Here is a 17,228-nt window from a genome sequence, read left to right on the forward strand (position 1 = left end):
ATGTCTACGATCGATACGACTGAAAAACGCGCGCGCGGTGACGCAGCGTTGTTCGATGCCGCCGTGCTGGTTGCGGCGATGCGTGCGGCTTTTGCCAAGTTGGCGCCGCGGCATCTGCTGCGCAGCCCGGTGATGGCGGTGGTGATGGGTGGCACGGTGCTGGCGGCGGTGATCACCGCCAGCGGGCATTCGCATGCCGGCTTCGGCTGGGCGGTGACGACGATTCTGTTCGTCACCGTGCTGTTCGGTAATTTTGCCGAAGCCATCGCCGAAGCGCGTGGCCGCGGCCAGGCCGCGTCGCTACGGCGTGCGCGCAAGGACCTGGTGGCACGCAGGGTGGAAACCGCTCTTGGTGGCCGCGAAACGCGCGTGCCGGCAGCGGAGTTGCGTCCGGGCGATTACGTCATGGTGTCCGAAGGCGAATTCGTGCCCGCCGATGGCGAGATCGTGCGCGGTGTTGCCACCATCAACGAAGCGGCGGTGACCGGCGAATCGGCGCCGGTATTGCGCGAGGCCGGCACCGATCGCAGCGGCGTGATCGGTGGTACCCGCGTGCTCTCCGACGAGATCGTGTTCAAGGTCACCGCCGAGCCCGGGCACAGCTTTCTCGATCGCATGATTGCCTTGGTGGAAGGCGCCAACCGGCAAAAGACGCCGAACGAAATCGCGCTGACCTTGTTGCTGGCCGCGATGACGCTGACGTTCTTGATCGTGGTGGCATCGTTGCCGGCGATTGCGGGCTTTGTCGGCGTCACGCTGGATCCGCTGCTGCTGATCGCGCTGCTGGTGTGCCTGATCCCGACCACCATCGGCGGGCTGTTGCCGGCGATCGGTATCGCCGGTATGAACCGCGCGCTGTCGGCCAATGTATTGGCCAAATCCGGCAAGGCGGTGGAAGTGGCCGGCGACGTGGATGTGCTGCTGCTCGACAAGACCGGCACCATTACCTACGGCGACCGCCAGGCCACCGCGTTCCATCCGCTGGCCGGCGTGGACCGCACGCAACTGCGCGATGCGGCCATGCTCGCCTCGCTGGCCGATCCGACGCCGGAAGGCAAGTCCATCGTCAAGCTGGCGCGTCAGCAAGGTGCGGTCGCAGTGGAAGCCGAGGGTGGGCATTTCATCGCGTTCACCGCGCAGACGCGCATGTCCGGTGTCGATATCGGCGGGCGCAGCATCCGCAAGGGCGCCGGCGATGCGATCGTGGCGTATGTGCAGGCGCAGGGCGCGACGGTCTCGCCGGAACTGCAGGGCCGTATCGAGGAAGTCGCACGTGGCGGTGCCACACCGTTGCTGGTGGCCGAGGGCCGGCATGTGCTCGGTGTGGTCGAGTTGAGCGACGTGGTCAAGCAGGGCATCAAGGAAAAGTTCGCGCAGTTGCGTGCGATGGGCATCAAGACGGTGATGATCACCGGCGACAACCCGCTCACTGCTGCCGCAATCGCCGCCGAAGCCGGCGTGGACGACTACATCGCCCAGGCCCGCCCGGAAGACAAGCTGGCACGCATCCGTGCCGAACAGACAGGCGGACGGTTGGTGGCGATGGTCGGCGACGGCACCAACGACGCCCCGGCGCTCGCGCAGGCCGACGTGGGCCTGGCGATGAACTCCGGCACGCAGGCTGCCAAGGAAGCCGGCAACATGGTGGATCTGGATTCGGATCCGGCCAAGCTGCTGGCGGTGGTGGAAGTGGGCAAGCAGCAGCTGATCACGCGTGGCGCGTTGACCACCTTCTCGCTGGCCAACGACGTTTCCAAGTACTTCGCGATCCTGCCGGCGCTATTTGCCGCCGCCATCCCGTCGATGGCCGCGCTCAACGTGATGCAGCTCTCCAGCCCGCGCCATGCGGTGCTGGCGGCGCTGATCTTCAATGCGTTGATCATTCCGGCATTGATTCCGCTGGCATTGCGCGGCGTGCGTTTTCGTCCTTCCAGCGCTACCGCGCTGCTGCGCCGGAACATGCTGATCTACGGCGTGGGTGGCGTGTTGCTGCCGTTCGCTGCGATCAAAGTGATCGATCTGGCGCTGGTCGCCGTCTTCGGCGTCTGAGTTGCGTGTGAAGCACCTTTCTACTTCCGGGAACATGTCCATGTCTTCTTCCTTGCCGTTACGCGACGACGGTGTCCTGCGCGGTTCGCTGATGCTCGCGGTGTTCACCTTGTTCGGGTTGGGTCTGGCCTATTCGCTGATCGCCACCGGCATCACCGGGGCGCTGTTCTCCGAGCAGGCCACCGGCTCGCTGGTGCGCATCGATGCGCGCGTGGTTGGTTCGGCGCTGGTGGCCCAGCCGTTTACCGATGCGCGCTATTTCCAGCCGCGGCCGTCGGCGGCCAAGTACGACCTCACCGCCGCGGCCGGCAGCAACCAGGCCCGCTCCAATCCTGATTTGCTGGCCCGTATCGCGACCACGCGTGCGCAAGTGGCCACACGCGACGGTATCGCGCCAGAGGCCGTACCGGGCGAGCTGCTGACGCAATCCGGCAGCGGCCTGGACCCGCACCTGAGCCCGGCCGGCGCACAGGTGCAGATCCGCCGCGTGGCCGCCACACGCGGCTGGCCGGAGCAACGCGTTGCTGCGCTCGTGCAAGCGGCGACCGAAGCGCCACAGTTCGGACTGCTTGGGCAGCAGCGGGTGAATGTGTTGGCGTTGAATCTGGCGCTTGATCGAGCTGGGAATGGGGAGCCGGGAATGGCGAATGGTGTGAAGCAAGCGCACTAGGAACATCACGCAGCTGTACGCTCTGCGATTCCCGATTCCCGATTCCCGATTCTCGATGAACGACGCCCGCACCCAGCAAGCCGACGCCCTGATCGGCGAATTACAGCGCGAACACGGCGGGCGGCTGACGGTGTTCCTGGGCGCCGCGCCCGGGGTCGGCAAGACCTACGCCATGTTGTCGCGGGCGCGCGAGCGCCTGCGCCAGGGCATGGATGTGGTCGCCGGCGTGGTGGAAACGCACGGGCGCAGCGAAACCGCGGCGCTGCTGGAAGGCTTGCCGCTGCTGCCGCGGGCCCGGGTCAGCTACCAGGGCCGCATGCTGGAGGAACTGGATCTGGATGCCTTGCTGGCGCGCAAGCCGCGGCTGGCCCTGATCGACGAGCTGGCGCACCGCAACGTGCCGGGCAGCCGCCACGAACGGCGCTGGCAAGACATCGTGGAGCTGCTCGATGCCGGCATTGACGTCTACACCACGGTCAACATCCAGCACCTGGAAAGCCTCAACGACATCGTGCTGCGCATCACCGGCGTGCGCGTGTCCGAGACCGTGCCCGATGCCGTGTTCGACCGCCTGCGCGACATCGTGCTGGTGGACCTGCCGCCACGTGAGCTGATCGAACGCCTGCAGCAGGGCAAGGTGTATCTGCCCGAGCAGGCCACGCAGGCATTGCAGGCATTTTTCTCGCCTTCCAACCTCACCGCGTTGCGCGAGCTGGCGATGCAGACCGCCGCCGACCGCGTCGACAGCGATCTGCGCGATACCCAGGCCGCGCGCGGCCTGCCTGGCACCGCCGCGTTGCGACGCCGCGTGGTGGTGGCCATCGATGGCCGTGGCAGCTCGGATTATCTGGTGCGCGTAGCGCGGCGCCTGTCGGAGCGGCGCGATGCACCGTGGACGGTGGTCACCGTACAGACCCGCACCGTGGCCGATGCGGCCTGGCAGCTGGAAATCGATCGCGCATTCGCGCTCGCCCATCGTCTCGGTGGCGACACCGCGCTGCTGCACGGCGCCAACGTGGCCGACGCCTTGCTGGATTTCGCTTCGCAAAACGGCATCTCCACCCTGGTGCTGGGGCGCACCCGCGAGCGCCCGCTGGCGCGCATGTTCAACCGCACGCTGACCCAGCAATTGCTGCAACGTGGCGCGCATTACGAATTGGTCATCGTCAGCTCCGCCGATGCGCGCGCACGTGCGCGCAAACGCTGGCGCAATCCGCGCCAATGGCTGCAGCGTTACGACATGGCGTTCGCTGCGATCGCCGCAGCGGGCGCGGTGGGGGTGGCGTGGTTGCTGCAACGCTGGACCGACATCGACGACCTGTCGATGGTGTTCATCGTCGCGGTGGTGCTGGTGGCCTCGCGCACCCGCATGGCCGCTGCGGTGGTTGCCGCATTGCTGAGTTTTGTCGCCTACAACTTCTTCTTCATCGAACCGCGTTTCACCTTGCAGATCAGCGCGCGCCAGGGCGTGGTGACGGTCTGCCTGTTCCTGATCGCCGCGCTGGTCGCCGGCCGGCTGGCCTCGCGCCTGCGCAGCCAGGTACTGGCCTTGCGCGCGGCCAATGCGCACGCCAACGCGTTGCAGGCGCTGGGCCGCCAGCTCAGCACCGCCGCCGATCTGGGGCAGGTGCTGGAAGCCGGCCGTCGCGCGCTGACCACTGCGCTGGATGCCGACGTCTGGCTGCGCCTGGAGCAGCGCGAAAGCGACGCGCCCACCAGCCTCGGTGCGCTCGATCGCAGCGCCGCCGACTGGGCCCAGCGCCACGGCCAGCCCGCCGGACGCTTCACCGACACCCTGGCCGGGGCACAGTGGTGGTGCCTGCCGGTGCGCCACGAGCGCGGCACCCTGGGGGTGGCCGCGCTGCGCTTTCGGCAGGCCCTGCAACGGCCCGGCCTGGAACAACGCCGCCTGGCCGAGGCGATGGTGGAAGACATCGGCCAGGCCGCGTTGCGCACGCGCCTGGTCGCCGATCTGGAGGGTGCGCGCGTCAGTGGCGAAACCGAGCGCCTGCGTTCGGCCCTGCTCTCGTCGGTTTCGCACGATCTACGTTCGCCGCTGGCCTCGATGATCGGCTCGGCCAGCAGCCTGGCTAGCTACGGCGATGCGATGGACGCGCACGACCGCCACAGCCTGCTCGACACCATCCAGCTCGAAGGCGAGCGGCTGGATCGCTACATCCAGAACCTGCTGGACATGACCCGGCTCGGCCACACCGGCCTGACCTTGAATCGCGACTGGATCGGCGTCGACGAATTGATCGGCTCGGCCACCCGCCGCCTGCAGCGCTACCAGCCGGAGGTGCGCCTGCAACTGCACCTGGCCGCCGACCTGCCGGCAATCTGGGTGCACCCGGCTCTGGTGGAACAGGCCATCTTCAACGTGCTGGAAAATGCGGCGAAATTCTCGCCAGCCGGCGTGCCGGTGACCGTGCACGCACAGCTGCGCGCCGGCGCATTGCAGATCGACATCGGCGACCAGGGGCCGGGCATACCCGAAGACGAGCGTGCGCGGATCTTCGACATGTTCTACAGCGTGGAGCGCGGCGACCGCGGGCGCAACGGCACCGGCTTGGGTCTTGCCATCTGCCAGGGCATGATCGGCGCACACGGGGGCAGCGTGGAGGCATTGGCAGGCGCGCATGGTCACGGCACCACGATCCGCATTACGCTGCCGTTGCTCGTTCCCGCCGCGCCACCTCGCCCCGATGCCGACTGACCTCACCGCCATCCCGCCCGCCCGCGTGCTGATCGTCGACGACGAGCCGCAGATCCGTCGTTTCCTCGATATCAGCCTGCGTGCGCAGGGCTACCGCGTGCTGCAGGCCGGTACCGGCGAAGAAGGCCTGGCCTTGCTGGCCGGGCAGGGCGCCGAACTGGTGGTGCTGGACATCGGCCTGCCCGATCGCGATGGGCATGAAGTGCTGCGCGAGATCCGCCAGTGGTCCAACGTGCCGGTGATCATGCTGACCGTGCGCGCCGGCGAAACCGAAAAGGTCGCCGCGCTCGATGCCGGTGCCAACGACTACGTCACCAAACCCTTCGGCGTGCAGGAACTGATGGCCCGCATCCGCGCGCTGCTGCGCCAGGCCGGCGCCGGCAGCACGGTGGAAGAAAGCGTGTTCGACGATGGCCGGCTGCATATCCATCTGGGCCTGCGCGAGGTCACCCTCGACGGCGAGCCCGTGCCGCTGAGCCGCAAGGAATACGCCTTGCTCGCACTGCTGCTGAAACACGCCGGCCGCGTGGTCACCCAACCGCAGTTGTTGCGCGAAGTGTGGGGCCCCACCCACGAAGAAGACACCCACTACCTGCGCATCCTGGTCGGCAAATTGCGCCAGAAACTGCAGGACGATGCGGCCGACCCTCACTACATTGTCACCGAACCGGGCGTGGGGTTGCGGTTTATCGGGGGGATGCGGTGAATCCTGCGCATCGCTAAACGGGCGGCAACACCTTGCCCGGATTCAAGATCCCATCCGGGTCCAGCGCGGTCTTGATCGCGCGCATGGCGGCCAGTGTCGCTGCGCTGAAGGCCTGGCTCATGAAATCGCGCTTGGCCACGCCGATGCCGTGTTCGCCGGAAAGCGTGCCTTCCAGCGATAGCACTAATGCGAACAGCCGTGGCAATGCAGCATGCGCGCGGGCGTCTTCGCTGGCATCGGCCGGGTCGTACATGATGTTGACATGCAGGTTGCCGTTGCCGGCATGGCCGAAGGCGACGATAGGCAGTGCGACTTCGGCGGCAAGCGCTTCCACGCCGGCGACCAGTTCGGGGATGCGCGACACCGGCACCACCACGTCTTCGTTGATCTTGCCTGGCTTAATGGTGCGCAGGGCAGGCGACAAGGCGCGGCGCGCGGCCCACAGCTTGTCGCGCGCACTGCCATCGGCGGCCACGTCCAGGCTCAACACACCCTCGCCATCGGCTGCGTCATGCAGGGCTTGCAGCGCGTAGGGCAGGGTGTCGTGATCGCCGTCGGCTTCGATCAACAGCATGGCGCCGGCGTCGGGCACATCGCTGCCATTGCGGCGTAGCAGCGCAATCGCGCTGGCATCCATGAATTCCAGCATGGTGGGCGTGGTCGGTTGCGCCATGAGCCGCGACACTGCGGCTGCGGCGCTGGACGCATCGCGATACAGCGCGCGCAAGCCGGCTTGCGCAACTGCGCGCGGGGTCAGCTTCAAGGTCGCCTCGACGATGATCGCCAGGGTGCCCTCGCTGCCGACCAATAGATGCGTGAGGTCGTAACCGGTGGAATTCTTGGTGTACGCGCCGCCGCAGCGGATCACCTCGCCGGTTCCGGTCACTGCCACCAGGCCGAGCACGTTGTCGCGGGTGGCGCCGTATTTCACCGCGCGCGGGCCGCCGGCGTTGGTGGATAGATTGCCGCCGACGCTGCAGATCTCCGCGCTGGACGGGTCCGGCGGCCAGAACAATCCGTGCGGCTGCAGCGCCTGTTGCAGGTCGCCATTGAGCAAGCCCGGTTGCACCACCGCGCAGCGGTCTTGCGGACGCAGGGCCACAATCTGGTTCATGCGCGCCATCGACACCACCACGCCGCCGGAACACGGCACTGCCGCGCCGGTGGTGCCGGTGCCGGCGCCGCGCGCCACGATCGGCACGCCGTGCGCACGACAGGCCTGCACGATCGCCACCACCTCATCGGTGTCGTGCGGCAAGGCGACGGCAGCAGGCAATGCCCAGCGGCGCGAATCGTCTTCGCCGTAGCGGCGGCGCGAATCCTCGCCGGTCAACCAGCCATCGGGCCCCAGGCGCGCGGCCAACGACTCGGCAAGTGCGGTAGGAAGTACATCGGTCATGACATGCGATCCTGTGGAGCCGCGCGCTGGATGCATTTCCACCCCAGCACGGCGACGGTGAGCGGCAACCAGACCCAGCGCAGCTCGGAGAGCAGCGTGTCCATGCCGCGCGCATTGAAGAAGCCGCCCGCAAATGGCGACACCCGAATCGGCCGCCATGGTGCGAACCAGCGCGTCTGGCTCCACGGCCAACCCAGCGCCACGCCCAGGCCGCCGGAGGTCATCGCATCCAGCAGCGGGTGCGATGCGGTGCAGACGAACAAAAACACGGATGCCTGCACGGCGTCCGCTCGCAACAGGCGATGTAATGCAACGCCGAGCAACGCCATCACGGCGGCAAACAGCAGCGAGTGGCTGGCGCCGCGATGGCCGAATGCATCGGCGTAGGGAATGTGCAGCGCGAACGCCAGCACATCGGCATCGGGCAGCATCGCCGCCGCCACGCCGGCCGCGATCAGGTGCGGCGAGATGCGGCCGCGTTCGCTGGCGCACCACAGCGCCAATGGCACGGCAGCATGGGTCATGATGGTTGGCATAAGAAACGTTGGCGTGAGCGTCGGTGGCGGTCAGCAATCGTCGGCGCGGAACGCGTCGCGGATCCAGTGCAATACCGGCGGTTCGCCGCTGGCATCGACCACATCGAAGCGGCACGGCAGCGCCGCCAGGGCCGGGTGAGCGCCAAGAAACAACTGCGCGGCCAACACCAGCTTGCGACGCTTGCGCCAGTCCACCGATGCCGCACCGCCGCCGAAGCGGTCGTCGCGCCGGTAGCGCACTTCCACAAACACCAGCGATGGCCCATCGTGCATCACCAGATCCAGTTCGCCGCCGCGGTAGTTGGCGTTGCCGACCACCAGCCGTAGCCCGGCCTGCTCCAGCAACGCGCGTGCGGCCGCCTCAACCGCCGCACCACGCTGCTGACGCCCCACCGGCATGGCTCAGCGGCCGTCGGCGATCGGCGTTGGGCGGCCACCGCTGAAGGTGGACCAGGCCGGCGTACGCAGCACGTTGCCGAAGCCATCCAGGTGCAGGGTGCCGGTGGCGCCGCGCAGGCCGCCATCGGTGCCGGTGGCGAGTTTCTCCAGGTACGCCGTGATCTTCCAGGCGTCGTAGCCGAACGCGAACAGGCGGGCGGCCGGGCCGCGTGCGCTGGGCAGGGTGCTGGCCACCTGGCTGACCGCCGGCAGGCCGGACACGCCCAGGGCGGTCCAGGTTTCGCTCGGATAGACGATGCCATCCAGCGCCAGATCGTCTTCGACCTTGCCGGTGCCGGCCACCAATTGCGAGGTGCCCACGCGCGACTTGCCGGCGAATCCGGCCAGCGCCAGCTGCGGCGCCAAAGCACGCGCGGTGTTGCCGCGCACCGCCAGGAACACCGCGTCGGCGGTGCCGTAATTGCGCAGCTGCGCGCCGATGTCGCCCGGCGCGTCGGCCACGCTGATGCTGCCGGCCACCGTGCCGCCGCGTTCGCTGAAACGGTCGCGGAAGGCCTTGATGGTGCGCTTGCCGTTGTCGTCGCTGGTGCCGACGATCAGCACGTTGCGGCGTTCGCGCGAGAGCAGGTATTCGGCGGCCATGATGCCGTCGTCTTCCGGCGCCAGCGAGAAGCCTGCGCTGCCGGTGGGCGGGGCCTTGTTGTCGCTGGGACGGTTCAGTGCCAGCACCGGCACCGCCAGCTGGCCGCGCGCGAACAACGCGCTGACTTCGTCGCGCCCCAGCGGGCCGACCACGTAATCCACCCCGGCGCTCACCGCCTTGTCGTAGGCGGCATTGGCACCGGCGGCGGTGCCGGCGGTGTCGAAGAACTGCACCTCCGGGCGGCGGCGGGTTTCCGCGTAGTAGCCGGCCAGCAGGCCATCGCGTACCGGCGCGGCGGCGGTGGCCAGGTTGCCGGTGATCGGCAGCAGCACGCCCAGCTTGACCGGTGGGCGGTAGCCATCGCGCTCGGCGGGTGGGCGCTTGCTGGTGTCGAAGCCCCACTGCGCATCGCGCTCGAAGGCGCGCGGCAATGCCAGGCCGCGGCTGATCAACGCGCGCCCGGCAAAGTTGTACAACGGGTCGCCGGCCGGCAACGCAGCGGTGCGGCCCTTGAGGGTGGCGTCGTCGAGCGCGGCAAGCAGGCGCACGATGGCGCGCTGGTTGTCGCTGCGCGCGGTGCCGGTCAGGCTGGCATCGGCGCGCGCGCGGTCGGCGGCGGCACCGAACAGGTCGCCGGTGGCTTCCAGCGCCGCAGCGCGGGCCACCAGCCAGCGCGTCTGCAGCGGCTGGGTCAGCCCCTGCGGGCTGTCGCCCAGGGCCTGCAATGCCTGTGCGCCCTGCTTGTCGAGCACCGCCAGCTCGCCGGTGAGCAGCCCGAAGCGGGCCCGCTCCTCGCCGCTCAGGTGGCGCGCGTTGACCTGCGCCAGCAGCGTGCGGGCGCGCGCTTCGTCGCCAGCGTCGTGCCAGCCGAACGCCGCGGCAGCCAGCAGCCGGCTGCGTTGCGCGCCGCTGGCACTGGCAGCTTCGGCTTCCAGCTGCTGCGCGGCGTCGCGCGGTTTGCCCTGATCCAGCAGTGCCAGCGCTGCGCTCTGCGTCGGCGAGGCGGTCGGCGTGACGCTGCTGGTGGCGCAACCGGCGGCCAGCATCACCATCAGCGAAAGAGCAGAGATCCTTGCAACACGCTTGTTCATTTCAGATCCATTGGACAGGGGCCGCCGGGGCGGACCGTTAAAAACGCTACGATTCTACCCTTTGCCCCCGGAAAACCGCTGATGACGTCCCCTGGAACCCTGCACGTGGTCGCCACGCCGATCGGCAACCTGGCCGACCTGTCGCCGCGCGCGCAGGAGGTGTTGCGTGGCGTGGCCGCGATCTGCGCCGAAGACACCCGCCATACCCGCCAGTTGCTCGGCCATTTCGGCATCGACCGCCCGCTGCTGGCGCTGCACGACCACAACGAAGAGGCCATGTCCGAACGCATCGTGGCGCGCCTGCGCGAAGGCGAGTCGCTGGCCATCGTCAGCGACGCCGGCACCCCGCTGGTCAGCGACCCGGGGTTCAAACTGGTGCGCGCCGCGCGCGCCGCCGGCATCAAGGTCAGCCCGGTCCCGGGCGCCTGCGCGGCAATCGCTGCGCTCAGCGTGGCTGGCCTGCCCAGCGACCGCTTCGGCTTCGAAGGCTTTCTGCCGGCCAAGAGTGCCGCCCGTCGCGAGCGCCTGGCGCGGTTGGCAGGGGAGACCCGCACCCTGGTGTTCTACGAATCGGCGCACCGCATCGTCGAATCGTTGGCCGACCTGCGCTTTGCCTTCGGCGACGAGCGCCCGGCAGTGATCGCCCGCGAATTGACCAAACTCTTCGAAACCGTGCTCGACGGCAGCCTGGCGCAGCTGCAGGCCCAGGTCCAAGCCGACGACAACCAGCGCAAGGGCGAATTCGTGGTGATGGTGCAGGGCGCCGCCGACGCCGCCGAAGGCCAGCTCGCCGAAGGCCGCCGCGTCTACGCCAAGCTCGCCGAGCACCTGCCCCCATCCACCGCCGCCAAGCTGGCCGCCGAGCTGACCGGCGCGCCCCGGAAGGCGTTGTATGGCGGCTAATGCGGTCGTCGCAGGGCATGCCTGGAGACGACGGTGGTTGGTCGGCACTGCTCTCGCGCCCGGGTGCGCTCCTACAAGGCAATGGCCAGCTTGAAGTCGCCGTGCCGTTTCGCACCGCAGCGATAGCGTAGAATGCGCCCCGGCGGAGTCGGCCAGACAGTCGCGTCACTCGCAAGAGTGCCGAGGAAAGTCCGGGCTCCATAGGGCAAGGTGCCAGGTAACGCCTGGGCGGCGCAAGCCGACGGACAGTGCAACAGAAAGATACCGCCTACGTTCCCTTCGGGGAGCCGGTAAGGGTGAAATGGTGCGGTAAGAGCGCACCGCGAGTCCGGTAACGGACCGGCACGGCAAACCCCACCTGGAGCAAGACCAAATAGGGATCCATTGGCGTGGCCCGCGCTGGATCCGGGTAGGTTGCTTGAGCGCTGCGGTGACGTAGCGCCTAGACGAATGACTGTCCACGACAGAACCCGGCTTACCGGCCGGCTCCGCCGCCTTGCTTTGGGCATCGCCCAAAGCTAAGGCGCCCACGTTTCGTACCGCCGCAGGCGATACAAAACGCGAGTCCCGCTCCGGGCATTCCACATCCCCGCGGCTGTCGCCGCGCCCCTTTGACGCAAGGGGACTTGCAGGTAGGCAGTTGGTCGAGGCTTAGGCCGTTGGTCGAGGCTCTCGCGACGCGACCGACTCCCTTCCACCGCGTGCGGGGGAAGGTGCCCGAAGGGCGGATGGGGGCATGCAAGCGAATGGGGGCATGCAATTGGCAACGCCTGCAGCCGCATACGGCACTAGCCGAACGAGCGGTGAGCAGCGCGTCGAGGGCGTCGATGTTGATCTGGCCCTGGTCTTTCGATGGTCGGCGGGCATTGGCGTGAACATCGAACTGGACGGTCACCGCGTGGAAACCCGTCGGCGAAGGAGTTGTGCACCTCGGTGAAGGCCTTCCATTCGCTTGCCGCGCGTTGCAGCGCACGCGCGCTCGCGCTGAGGCTGTCGCGTTCCTTGGTGACTTACTCGGTCAAGGATCTTCCACACTTGCCGAGAGCTTGCCGGTCATTGCGCGGGCATGCGCCGCCAGGTCGGTCTTGCTGGTCGGATGCAACGGCTTCTTCTGCGCAGAAGCCTCGTGATAACGGTGCGTGCGTCCACTTCTCGGCCATGCGCATGCTTGTGGCTTGTCAACGCGGGCCAGGGATCTCCAGGCGTGTCTCGCCCTGCAAACTCCCATTCGGCCCGAAGCGTCGTTCGTGGATGAAGCCGTGGCCGTCATGGTCCACCGCAACGATGCTGCTGGCGCGGGGCCCGTAGCTGGGGCCGCCGATGAAGGCGGCCGAGAGCAGGCGTTCGGTGGGCAGGTCCACGCCGGTCTGCGGTAGCGCAGCGTCGGCGGCGATGGCCGGATTGCCCAGGGCGGTCCACAACGGCTGCAGGTCTTCATCGCCGTCGGCGCACCAGCGGTGCAGCACCTTGGTCAGCGCAGCGGTCTTGGGCCACGGCGCATCCAGCGGCCCGTTGGACATGCCATGGATGCCCGCAGCCAGCTGCCGCGCCAGTGGCGGGTGGTTGCTCAGGTGCTCGCAACGGTCGGCGTCGCACAGCAACAGGTTGAAAGGTGGGAACTGGTGGGCGGCGCCGGCCAGTGCGTCGGCGTAGGCAGTGGCGCTCAGGCTGCCGGACAGATAGTCGCCGATCAGATGCCCGCGCGAGCGCCCCGAGGCCGTGGCGAGCGGGTCACGCACGTTGGTGACCACCGCCGCGCGTCCATCCCGACCCAGGCCAACCCAACTGCCACCGGAGCGCAGGTCGCGACCGGCCAGCACGTTGTCGGCCGGCGCCGCCCAGCGCGCCAGTGCCGCAGTGGGACGTGCGTGGAATTCGTCGCGGTTGCCCGCCAGCAGTAAACGCCAGCGCGGGTGGACTTTCCAGGCAAGGGCGACCAGGCACATGCCACCGATTGTCACCTTGTTTGCGCAGTTGAGATACGCCGCTGGCGCAATGTGAAGTGAGACGGCAGTCGGGTTTACATGGCCTTCACCGCCCTGAATTTCCGTTCAATCTCAAAATATGAGACGAAACAGCAACTTGTGGATAACCTTTGAACAAGTCTCTAAAGAGTGCCGCAACTCATTGATGCAACTGGCGATTTGCGGCCTTGAAAACTGTTGACAACCTTTGACGCACTGCTAAGGTGGGCAACGGAGGGAAAACCAGGTGTTTTGTGGTTTTTCGTGGTTCAATGATCCCCCAGCGGGTATTCGAGGTTGCATTCGGTGTTTCAGGGCGAGACTGCCATCACGGTGGACGACAAGGGGCGTATGGCGGTGCCAACCGCATACCGCGACCTCGTTGCGCGTGTCAGCGGCAATCGTCTTGTCCTCACCTACAACCCGTTCGAAGCCGGATGCCTGTGGCTCTACGCGGAAAAGGAGTGGGAGCGGGTGCGCGACGACGTGATGTCCAAGCCCAACACCCAGCGCGTGGTCCGCACGCTGCAGCAGAAACTGGTGGGTTCTTCGGCGGTGCTCGAGTTGGACGCCAACGGCCGTCTGAGCATCCCGGCCAGCCATCGCAATGCGGTGGGCATCGAGAAAAAGGCCGTGCTGCTGGGCATGGGCGACAAGTTCGAACTCTGGAGCGAGCAGGCACATCGCGCACTGATTCAGCAGACATTGTCTGACGGGGATCTGGGCGATGAATTGCTCGATCTCAGGTTGTGAGCCGGGGTGCCCGGATGCGCGGTGAAGCGCAGCCCGGTCACCCGGTGTCGCAGCCGCCGGCGGCCCATGTGCCGGTGCTGTACACGCAGGTCCTGGATGGCCTGCAGGTGACCGAAAACGGAACGTATCTGGATGGCACGTTCGGGCGTGGCGGGCACGCACGCGGCGTGCTGGAACACCTTGGACCGGGAGGTCGACTGCTGGTGATGGACAAGGACCCCGAAGCGATCGCAGTGGCCGAACACAGCTTCGGCGGCGATGCGCGCGTGTCCATCCATCGCGGCAGTTTCGCCACGCTCGGCCAGGTGGTCGCCGCGGCCACCGTCGACGGCATCCTGCTGGACCTGGGCGTGTCTTCGCCGCAGCTGGACGTGGCCGGGCGTGGTTTCAGTTTCGGCAAGGACGGCCCGCTGGACATGCGCATGGACCCGGACGGCGGCCAGAGCGCGGCGCAGTGGCTGGCGCAGGCCGGCGAGCGCGAGATCGCCGATGTGCTGTGGACCTATGGCGAAGAACGCCAGAGCCGCCGCATCGCGCGCGCCATCGTGGCGCGTCGCGCCGAACAGCCGCTGCTGCGCACCGCACAACTGGCCGAGCTGATCGCATCGGTGATGCCGCGCGGCGACAGCAAGACGCATCCGGCCACGCGCAGCTTCCAGGCCATCCGCATCCACATCAATCGCGAGCTGGCCGATCTGGAAGCCGGGCTGGACGCTGCGTTGGACGCGCTCAAGCCGGGCGGCCGGCTGGCGGTGATCAGCTTCCATTCGCTGGAAGATCGCATCGTCAAGCAATTCATGGCCCGCTACGCCAAGGCCCCGCCGAGCAACCGCCGCCTGCCCGAAGCGCAGCCGTTCGTCCCCACGTTGCAGCTGATCAGCGGCGCGATCAAGGCCGACGATGCCGAGTTGAACGTCAACCCCCGCGCCCGCAGCGCGGTGTTGCGGGTGGCCGAGAAGCTGGGATTCGGCAGTCGGGATTCGGGATTGGAGGAGCGCCCTGAGCGAATCCCCAATCCCCAATCCCCAATCCCGGCGTCTCGAGGAGACGCCGCATGAGCCGCTTGCTGCTCGTCGTGCTGCTTGCTTGCAGCATCGCCTCGGCGATCGGGGTGGTGTACATGCGCCACATGCATCGCAAGCTGTTCGTGCAGTTGTCCAAGCTCGAACACACGCGCGACGAACTGAATATCGAATTCGGCCGGCTGCAGCTGGAGCAGGCCACGTGGGCGGAAAGCAACCGGGTCGATCAGGTCGCGCGCGCGCGCATCGGGATGAAGTTCCCGGAGACCAACGACATCGTGGTGGTGCGCCCATGACCGGTCGGCAGAGCAGCCGTTTCGCACGGCGCAGTCGCCGCCAGGACGGCGCACATGCAGGTGCGTCTGTGACAAAACGGCAGGACAGCCGCTTTGCACGGCGAAGCCGCCCGCAGCGTGGCGCACATGCAGGTGCGTCTGTGACAAAACGGCAGGACAGCCGTTTTGCACGGCGAAGCCGCCCGCAGGGTGGCGCACACGGAGGTGCGCCATGAAGGCCGGTCGCAACCGCCCCCGTAGCAATTTCAATCTCCGTGGTCGCCTGACCCTGGTCGGCATCGCGCTGGGCCTGTGCTCGGTGACGCTGATCGGGCGCGCGGCCTACGTGCAGCTGGTCAATCGCGATTTTTACCAGCGTCAGGGCGAAGCGCGTTACCTGCGCGAACTGCCCATCGCCACCTCGCGCGGCATGATCACCGACCGCAACGGCGAGCCGCTGGCGGTGTCCACGCCGGTGGAATCGATCTGGGTCAATCCGCAGGAACTGCTGCGCAACCCCGACCGCATTCCCGAGCTGGCAAAAGCGCTCGGGCAGCCGCTGGACGAGTTGAACGCCAAGCTGGCACAGAAAGCCGGCAAGGAATTCATGTACCTGCAGCGCCGGATCAATCCGGACAAGGCGCATGCGATCGTCGATCTGAAGATTCCTGGCGTGTTCTCGCAGCGCGAGTTCCGCCGCTTCTATCCGCAAGGCGAGGCGATGGCCCACGTGCTGGGCTTCACCAATATCGACGACCGCGGCCAGGAAGGTCTGGAGCTGGCGTTCGACGAATGGCTGCGCGGCAAGCCCGGCTCCAAGAAGGTGGTGCGCGATGCGCGCGGCGCCATCGTGGAAAGCGTGGACCTGGTGCGTCCGGCGCAGCCAGGCAAGGACCTGACGCTGAGCATCGACCGCCGCATCCAGTTCCTGGCCTACAAGGAACTGCGTAACGCCTTGGTCGAAAACAGCGCGGCCGGCGGTTCGATGGTGGTGATGGACGTGGCCACCGGCGAAGTGCTGGCGATGGTCAACCTGCCGACCTACAACCCCAATTCGGTGACCGGCATCAATCCGTCGGCGCGCCGCAACCGGGCGGTCACCGACCTGGTCGAGCCGGGTTCGACGATGAAGCCGCTGACCGTGGCCACCGCGCTGACCGCCGGCGTGGTGACCAAGGACACCGTCATCGACACCAACCCCGGCTACATGTCGGTGGGGCGCTTCACCATCCGCGACGTGCCGCGCAACAACGGCGTGCTCAACGTCACCGGCGTGATCACCCGCAGCTCGAACATCGGCGCGGCCAAGATCGCGGCCAAGGTGCCGGACCAGACCTTCTATCAGTCGATCCGCAACTTCGGTTACGGCAGTGCGCCGCATAGCGGGTTTCCCGGCGAATCGGCCGGCGTGGTACTGCAGCCGTCGCGCTGGAGCGGCCCGTCCAAGACCACGATGTCCTACGGTTACGGCCTGTCGGTGACGCCGCTGCAGATTGCGCAGGCGTACGCCACGCTGGGCAACGGTGGCAAACTCACTCCGCCGACCTTCGTGCGTGGCCAGCACAACGAAACCCGTCAGGTGATCACGCCGGAAGTGGCGCGCCAGGTCATCGACATGATGGAGACCGTAGTCACCCAGGGCGGCGCCAAGGGTGCGGCAATTCTGGGATACCACGTGGCCGGCAAGACCGGCACGGCGCGCAAGAATGGCGCCAACGGCTACGAGCGTGGGCACTACAACGCCCTGTTCGCGGGCCTGGTGCCGGCCACGCGCCCGCGCTTTGCCACCGTCATCGTGATCAACGATCCGCAAGGCAAGGTGTATTACGGCGGTCTGGTGTCGGCGCCGGTGTTCCATCGCGTGATGGAAGGCGCGCTGCGCCTGATGGACGTGCCGCCGGACGATATCCAGTCGTGGCTGGCTGCACAGGCTGCCGGCAAGACCGGCCAGCCGGTGGCCAAGCCGCAAGCGGCCGAACCGGATCCGGCGCTGGTGCCGGACCCGGTGGATGAAGTCTCTGCCGGCATTCCGACCGCACTGACGCCTGCGCCGGCTGCCGCGCCAGCGCAGCCCGCGCCATTGCAGGAGAGCCGCCAGTGAG

Annotated in this window: 14 protein-coding genes, 1 other RNA gene and 1 pseudogene; 10 read left to right on the forward strand and 6 right to left on the reverse strand. The window is 67.6% G+C overall.

Annotation, left to right across the window (positions count from 1 at the left end; genetic code table 11):
* The 4 genes from kdpB to FLG15_RS03515 are packed head-to-tail and all read left to right on the forward strand — an operon-like array spanning position 1 to position 6,141.
* Positions 1 to 2,049, forward strand: coding sequence for a potassium-transporting ATPase subunit KdpB (gene kdpB, locus FLG15_RS03500; protein WP_150145541.1), 2,049 nt, complete (start codon positions 1 to 3; stop codon positions 2,047 to 2,049).
* 40 nt (positions 2,050 to 2,089) lie between these two features.
* Entirely contained in the window at positions 2,090 to 2,719 is a 630-nt protein-coding gene (kdpC, locus tag FLG15_RS03505; protein ID WP_150145543.1) for a potassium-transporting ATPase subunit KdpC, read from the forward strand.
* A 55-nt stretch (positions 2,720 to 2,774) separates the two neighbouring features.
* The gene (locus tag FLG15_RS03510; RefSeq protein ID WP_057679709.1) at positions 2,775 to 5,435 is read left to right on the forward strand and encodes a DUF4118 domain-containing protein; all 2,661 of its coding nucleotides are present in this window, start codon (positions 2,775 to 2,777) and stop codon (positions 5,433 to 5,435) included.
* Positions 5,425 to 6,141 carry a response regulator gene (locus FLG15_RS03515; protein WP_017156726.1) on the forward strand — a complete coding sequence of 239 codons (717 nt, stop codon included), beginning with the start codon at positions 5,425 to 5,427 and terminating at the stop codon, positions 6,139 to 6,141. Before FLG15_RS03510 ends, FLG15_RS03515 begins: the two co-directional genes overlap by 11 nt.
* Positions 6,142 to 6,154: 13 nt before the next feature.
* On the opposite strand, the gene FLG15_RS03520 is transcribed toward FLG15_RS03515, so the two are convergent.
* Genes FLG15_RS03520 through FLG15_RS03535 form a run of 4 tightly spaced genes read right to left on the reverse strand, consistent with a single transcriptional unit; the run spans position 6,155 to position 10,170 of the window.
* Positions 6,155 to 7,540: an FAD-binding oxidoreductase gene (locus FLG15_RS03520; RefSeq protein ID WP_150145545.1), complete on the reverse strand. Its 1,386-nt coding sequence runs from the start codon at positions 7,538 to 7,540 to the stop codon at positions 6,155 to 6,157.
* Positions 7,537 to 8,076 carry a metal-dependent hydrolase gene (locus FLG15_RS03525; RefSeq protein ID WP_057680142.1) on the reverse strand — a complete coding sequence of 180 codons (540 nt, stop codon included), beginning with the start codon at positions 8,074 to 8,076 and terminating at the stop codon, positions 7,537 to 7,539. The genes FLG15_RS03520 and FLG15_RS03525 overlap by 4 nt, the downstream gene beginning before the upstream one ends.
* 30 nt (positions 8,077 to 8,106) lie before the next feature.
* On the reverse strand, positions 8,107 to 8,475 hold the full coding sequence (locus FLG15_RS03530) for a YraN family protein (RefSeq protein ID WP_057680143.1): 369 nt from the start codon (positions 8,473 to 8,475) through the stop codon (positions 8,107 to 8,109).
* A 3-nt stretch (positions 8,476 to 8,478) separates the two neighbouring features.
* Positions 8,479 to 10,170 (reverse strand): penicillin-binding protein activator, encoded by a 1,692-nt coding sequence (locus FLG15_RS03535; protein WP_170922311.1) that lies wholly within the window; start codon positions 10,168 to 10,170, stop codon positions 8,479 to 8,481.
* Between the two features lie 120 nt (positions 10,171 to 10,290).
* Between FLG15_RS03535 and rsmI the strand changes: the two genes are divergently transcribed.
* Both rsmI and rnpB read left to right on the forward strand, forming a co-directional pair.
* The gene (gene rsmI, locus FLG15_RS03540; RefSeq protein ID WP_007968687.1) at positions 10,291 to 11,112 is read left to right on the forward strand and encodes a 16S rRNA (cytidine(1402)-2'-O)-methyltransferase; all 822 of its coding nucleotides are present in this window, start codon (positions 10,291 to 10,293) and stop codon (positions 11,110 to 11,112) included.
* Between the two features lie 144 nt (positions 11,113 to 11,256).
* An RNA gene (gene rnpB, locus FLG15_RS03545) (RNase P RNA component class A) lies at positions 11,257 to 11,606 on the forward strand.
* A gap of 408 nt (positions 11,607 to 12,014) precedes the next feature.
* Here rnpB and FLG15_RS03550 read toward each other — a convergent pair.
* Together FLG15_RS03550 and FLG15_RS03555 are read right to left on the reverse strand one after the other, a co-directional pair.
* Positions 12,015 to 12,304, reverse strand: a pseudogene (locus FLG15_RS03550) (type II toxin-antitoxin system CcdA family antitoxin); the annotation flags it as partial.
* Positions 12,291 to 13,073, reverse strand: a complete 783-nt coding sequence (locus FLG15_RS03555; protein WP_170922307.1) for an NRDE family protein — start codon at positions 13,071 to 13,073, stop codon at positions 12,291 to 12,293. The pseudogene FLG15_RS03550 and the gene FLG15_RS03555, both read right to left, overlap by 14 nt.
* A gap of 309 nt (positions 13,074 to 13,382) precedes the next feature.
* Between FLG15_RS03555 and mraZ the strand changes: the two genes are divergently transcribed.
* From mraZ to FLG15_RS03575, 4 genes are all read left to right on the forward strand, one after another.
* The gene (gene mraZ / locus FLG15_RS03560) at positions 13,383 to 13,829 is read left to right on the forward strand and encodes a division/cell wall cluster transcriptional repressor MraZ (RefSeq protein WP_003485296.1); all 447 of its coding nucleotides are present in this window, start codon (positions 13,383 to 13,385) and stop codon (positions 13,827 to 13,829) included.
* A 14-nt stretch (positions 13,830 to 13,843) separates the two neighbouring features.
* Positions 13,844 to 14,887, forward strand: coding sequence for a 16S rRNA (cytosine(1402)-N(4))-methyltransferase RsmH (gene rsmH / locus FLG15_RS03565; protein WP_057678880.1), 1,044 nt, complete (start codon positions 13,844 to 13,846; stop codon positions 14,885 to 14,887).
* The gene (ftsL, locus tag FLG15_RS03570; protein ID WP_005910928.1) at positions 14,884 to 15,147 is read left to right on the forward strand and encodes a cell division protein FtsL; all 264 of its coding nucleotides are present in this window, start codon (positions 14,884 to 14,886) and stop codon (positions 15,145 to 15,147) included. The genes rsmH and ftsL overlap by 4 nt, the downstream gene beginning before the upstream one ends.
* A 211-nt stretch (positions 15,148 to 15,358) precedes the next feature.
* Positions 15,359 to 17,227: a peptidoglycan D,D-transpeptidase FtsI family protein gene (locus FLG15_RS03575; RefSeq protein WP_150145547.1), complete on the forward strand. Its 1,869-nt coding sequence runs from the start codon at positions 15,359 to 15,361 to the stop codon at positions 17,225 to 17,227.
* The last annotated feature ends 1 nt before the right edge of the window (position 17,228 follow it).

The sequence above is a fragment of the Xanthomonas phaseoli pv. dieffenbachiae genome, from assembly GCF_008639345.1.
Classification (GTDB): domain Bacteria; phylum Pseudomonadota; class Gammaproteobacteria; order Xanthomonadales; family Xanthomonadaceae; genus Xanthomonas; species Xanthomonas phaseoli.

Coding starts and splice junctions, on each gene's coding strand:
- FLG15_RS03510 (WP_057679709.1), top strand. CDS start 2,775: ATGAACGACGCCCGCACCCAGCAAGCCGACGCCCTGATCGGCGAATTA.
- kdpB (WP_150145541.1), top strand. CDS start 1: ATGTCTACGATCGATACGACTGAAAAACGCGCGCGCGGTGACGCAGCG.
- ftsL (WP_005910928.1), top strand. CDS start 14,884: ATGAGCCGCTTGCTGCTCGTCGTGCTGCTTGCTTGCAGCATCGCCTCG.
- FLG15_RS03575 (WP_150145547.1), top strand. CDS start 15,359: ATGAAGGCCGGTCGCAACCGCCCCCGTAGCAATTTCAATCTCCGTGGT.
- rsmH (WP_057678880.1), top strand. CDS start 13,844: ATGCGCGGTGAAGCGCAGCCCGGTCACCCGGTGTCGCAGCCGCCGGCG.
- FLG15_RS03520 (WP_150145545.1), bottom strand. CDS start 7,540: ATGACCGATGTACTTCCTACCGCACTTGCCGAGTCGTTGGCCGCGCGC.
- FLG15_RS03530 (WP_057680143.1), bottom strand. CDS start 8,475: ATGCCGGTGGGGCGTCAGCAGCGTGGTGCGGCGGTTGAGGCGGCCGCA.
- FLG15_RS03525 (WP_057680142.1), bottom strand. CDS start 8,076: ATGCCAACCATCATGACCCATGCTGCCGTGCCATTGGCGCTGTGGTGC.
- FLG15_RS03515 (WP_017156726.1), top strand. CDS start 5,425: ATGCCGACTGACCTCACCGCCATCCCGCCCGCCCGCGTGCTGATCGTC.
- kdpC (WP_150145543.1), top strand. CDS start 2,090: ATGTCTTCTTCCTTGCCGTTACGCGACGACGGTGTCCTGCGCGGTTCG.
- rsmI (WP_007968687.1), top strand. CDS start 10,291: ATGACGTCCCCTGGAACCCTGCACGTGGTCGCCACGCCGATCGGCAAC.
- FLG15_RS03535 (WP_170922311.1), bottom strand. CDS start 10,170: ATGGTGATGCTGGCCGCCGGTTGCGCCACCAGCAGCGTCACGCCGACC.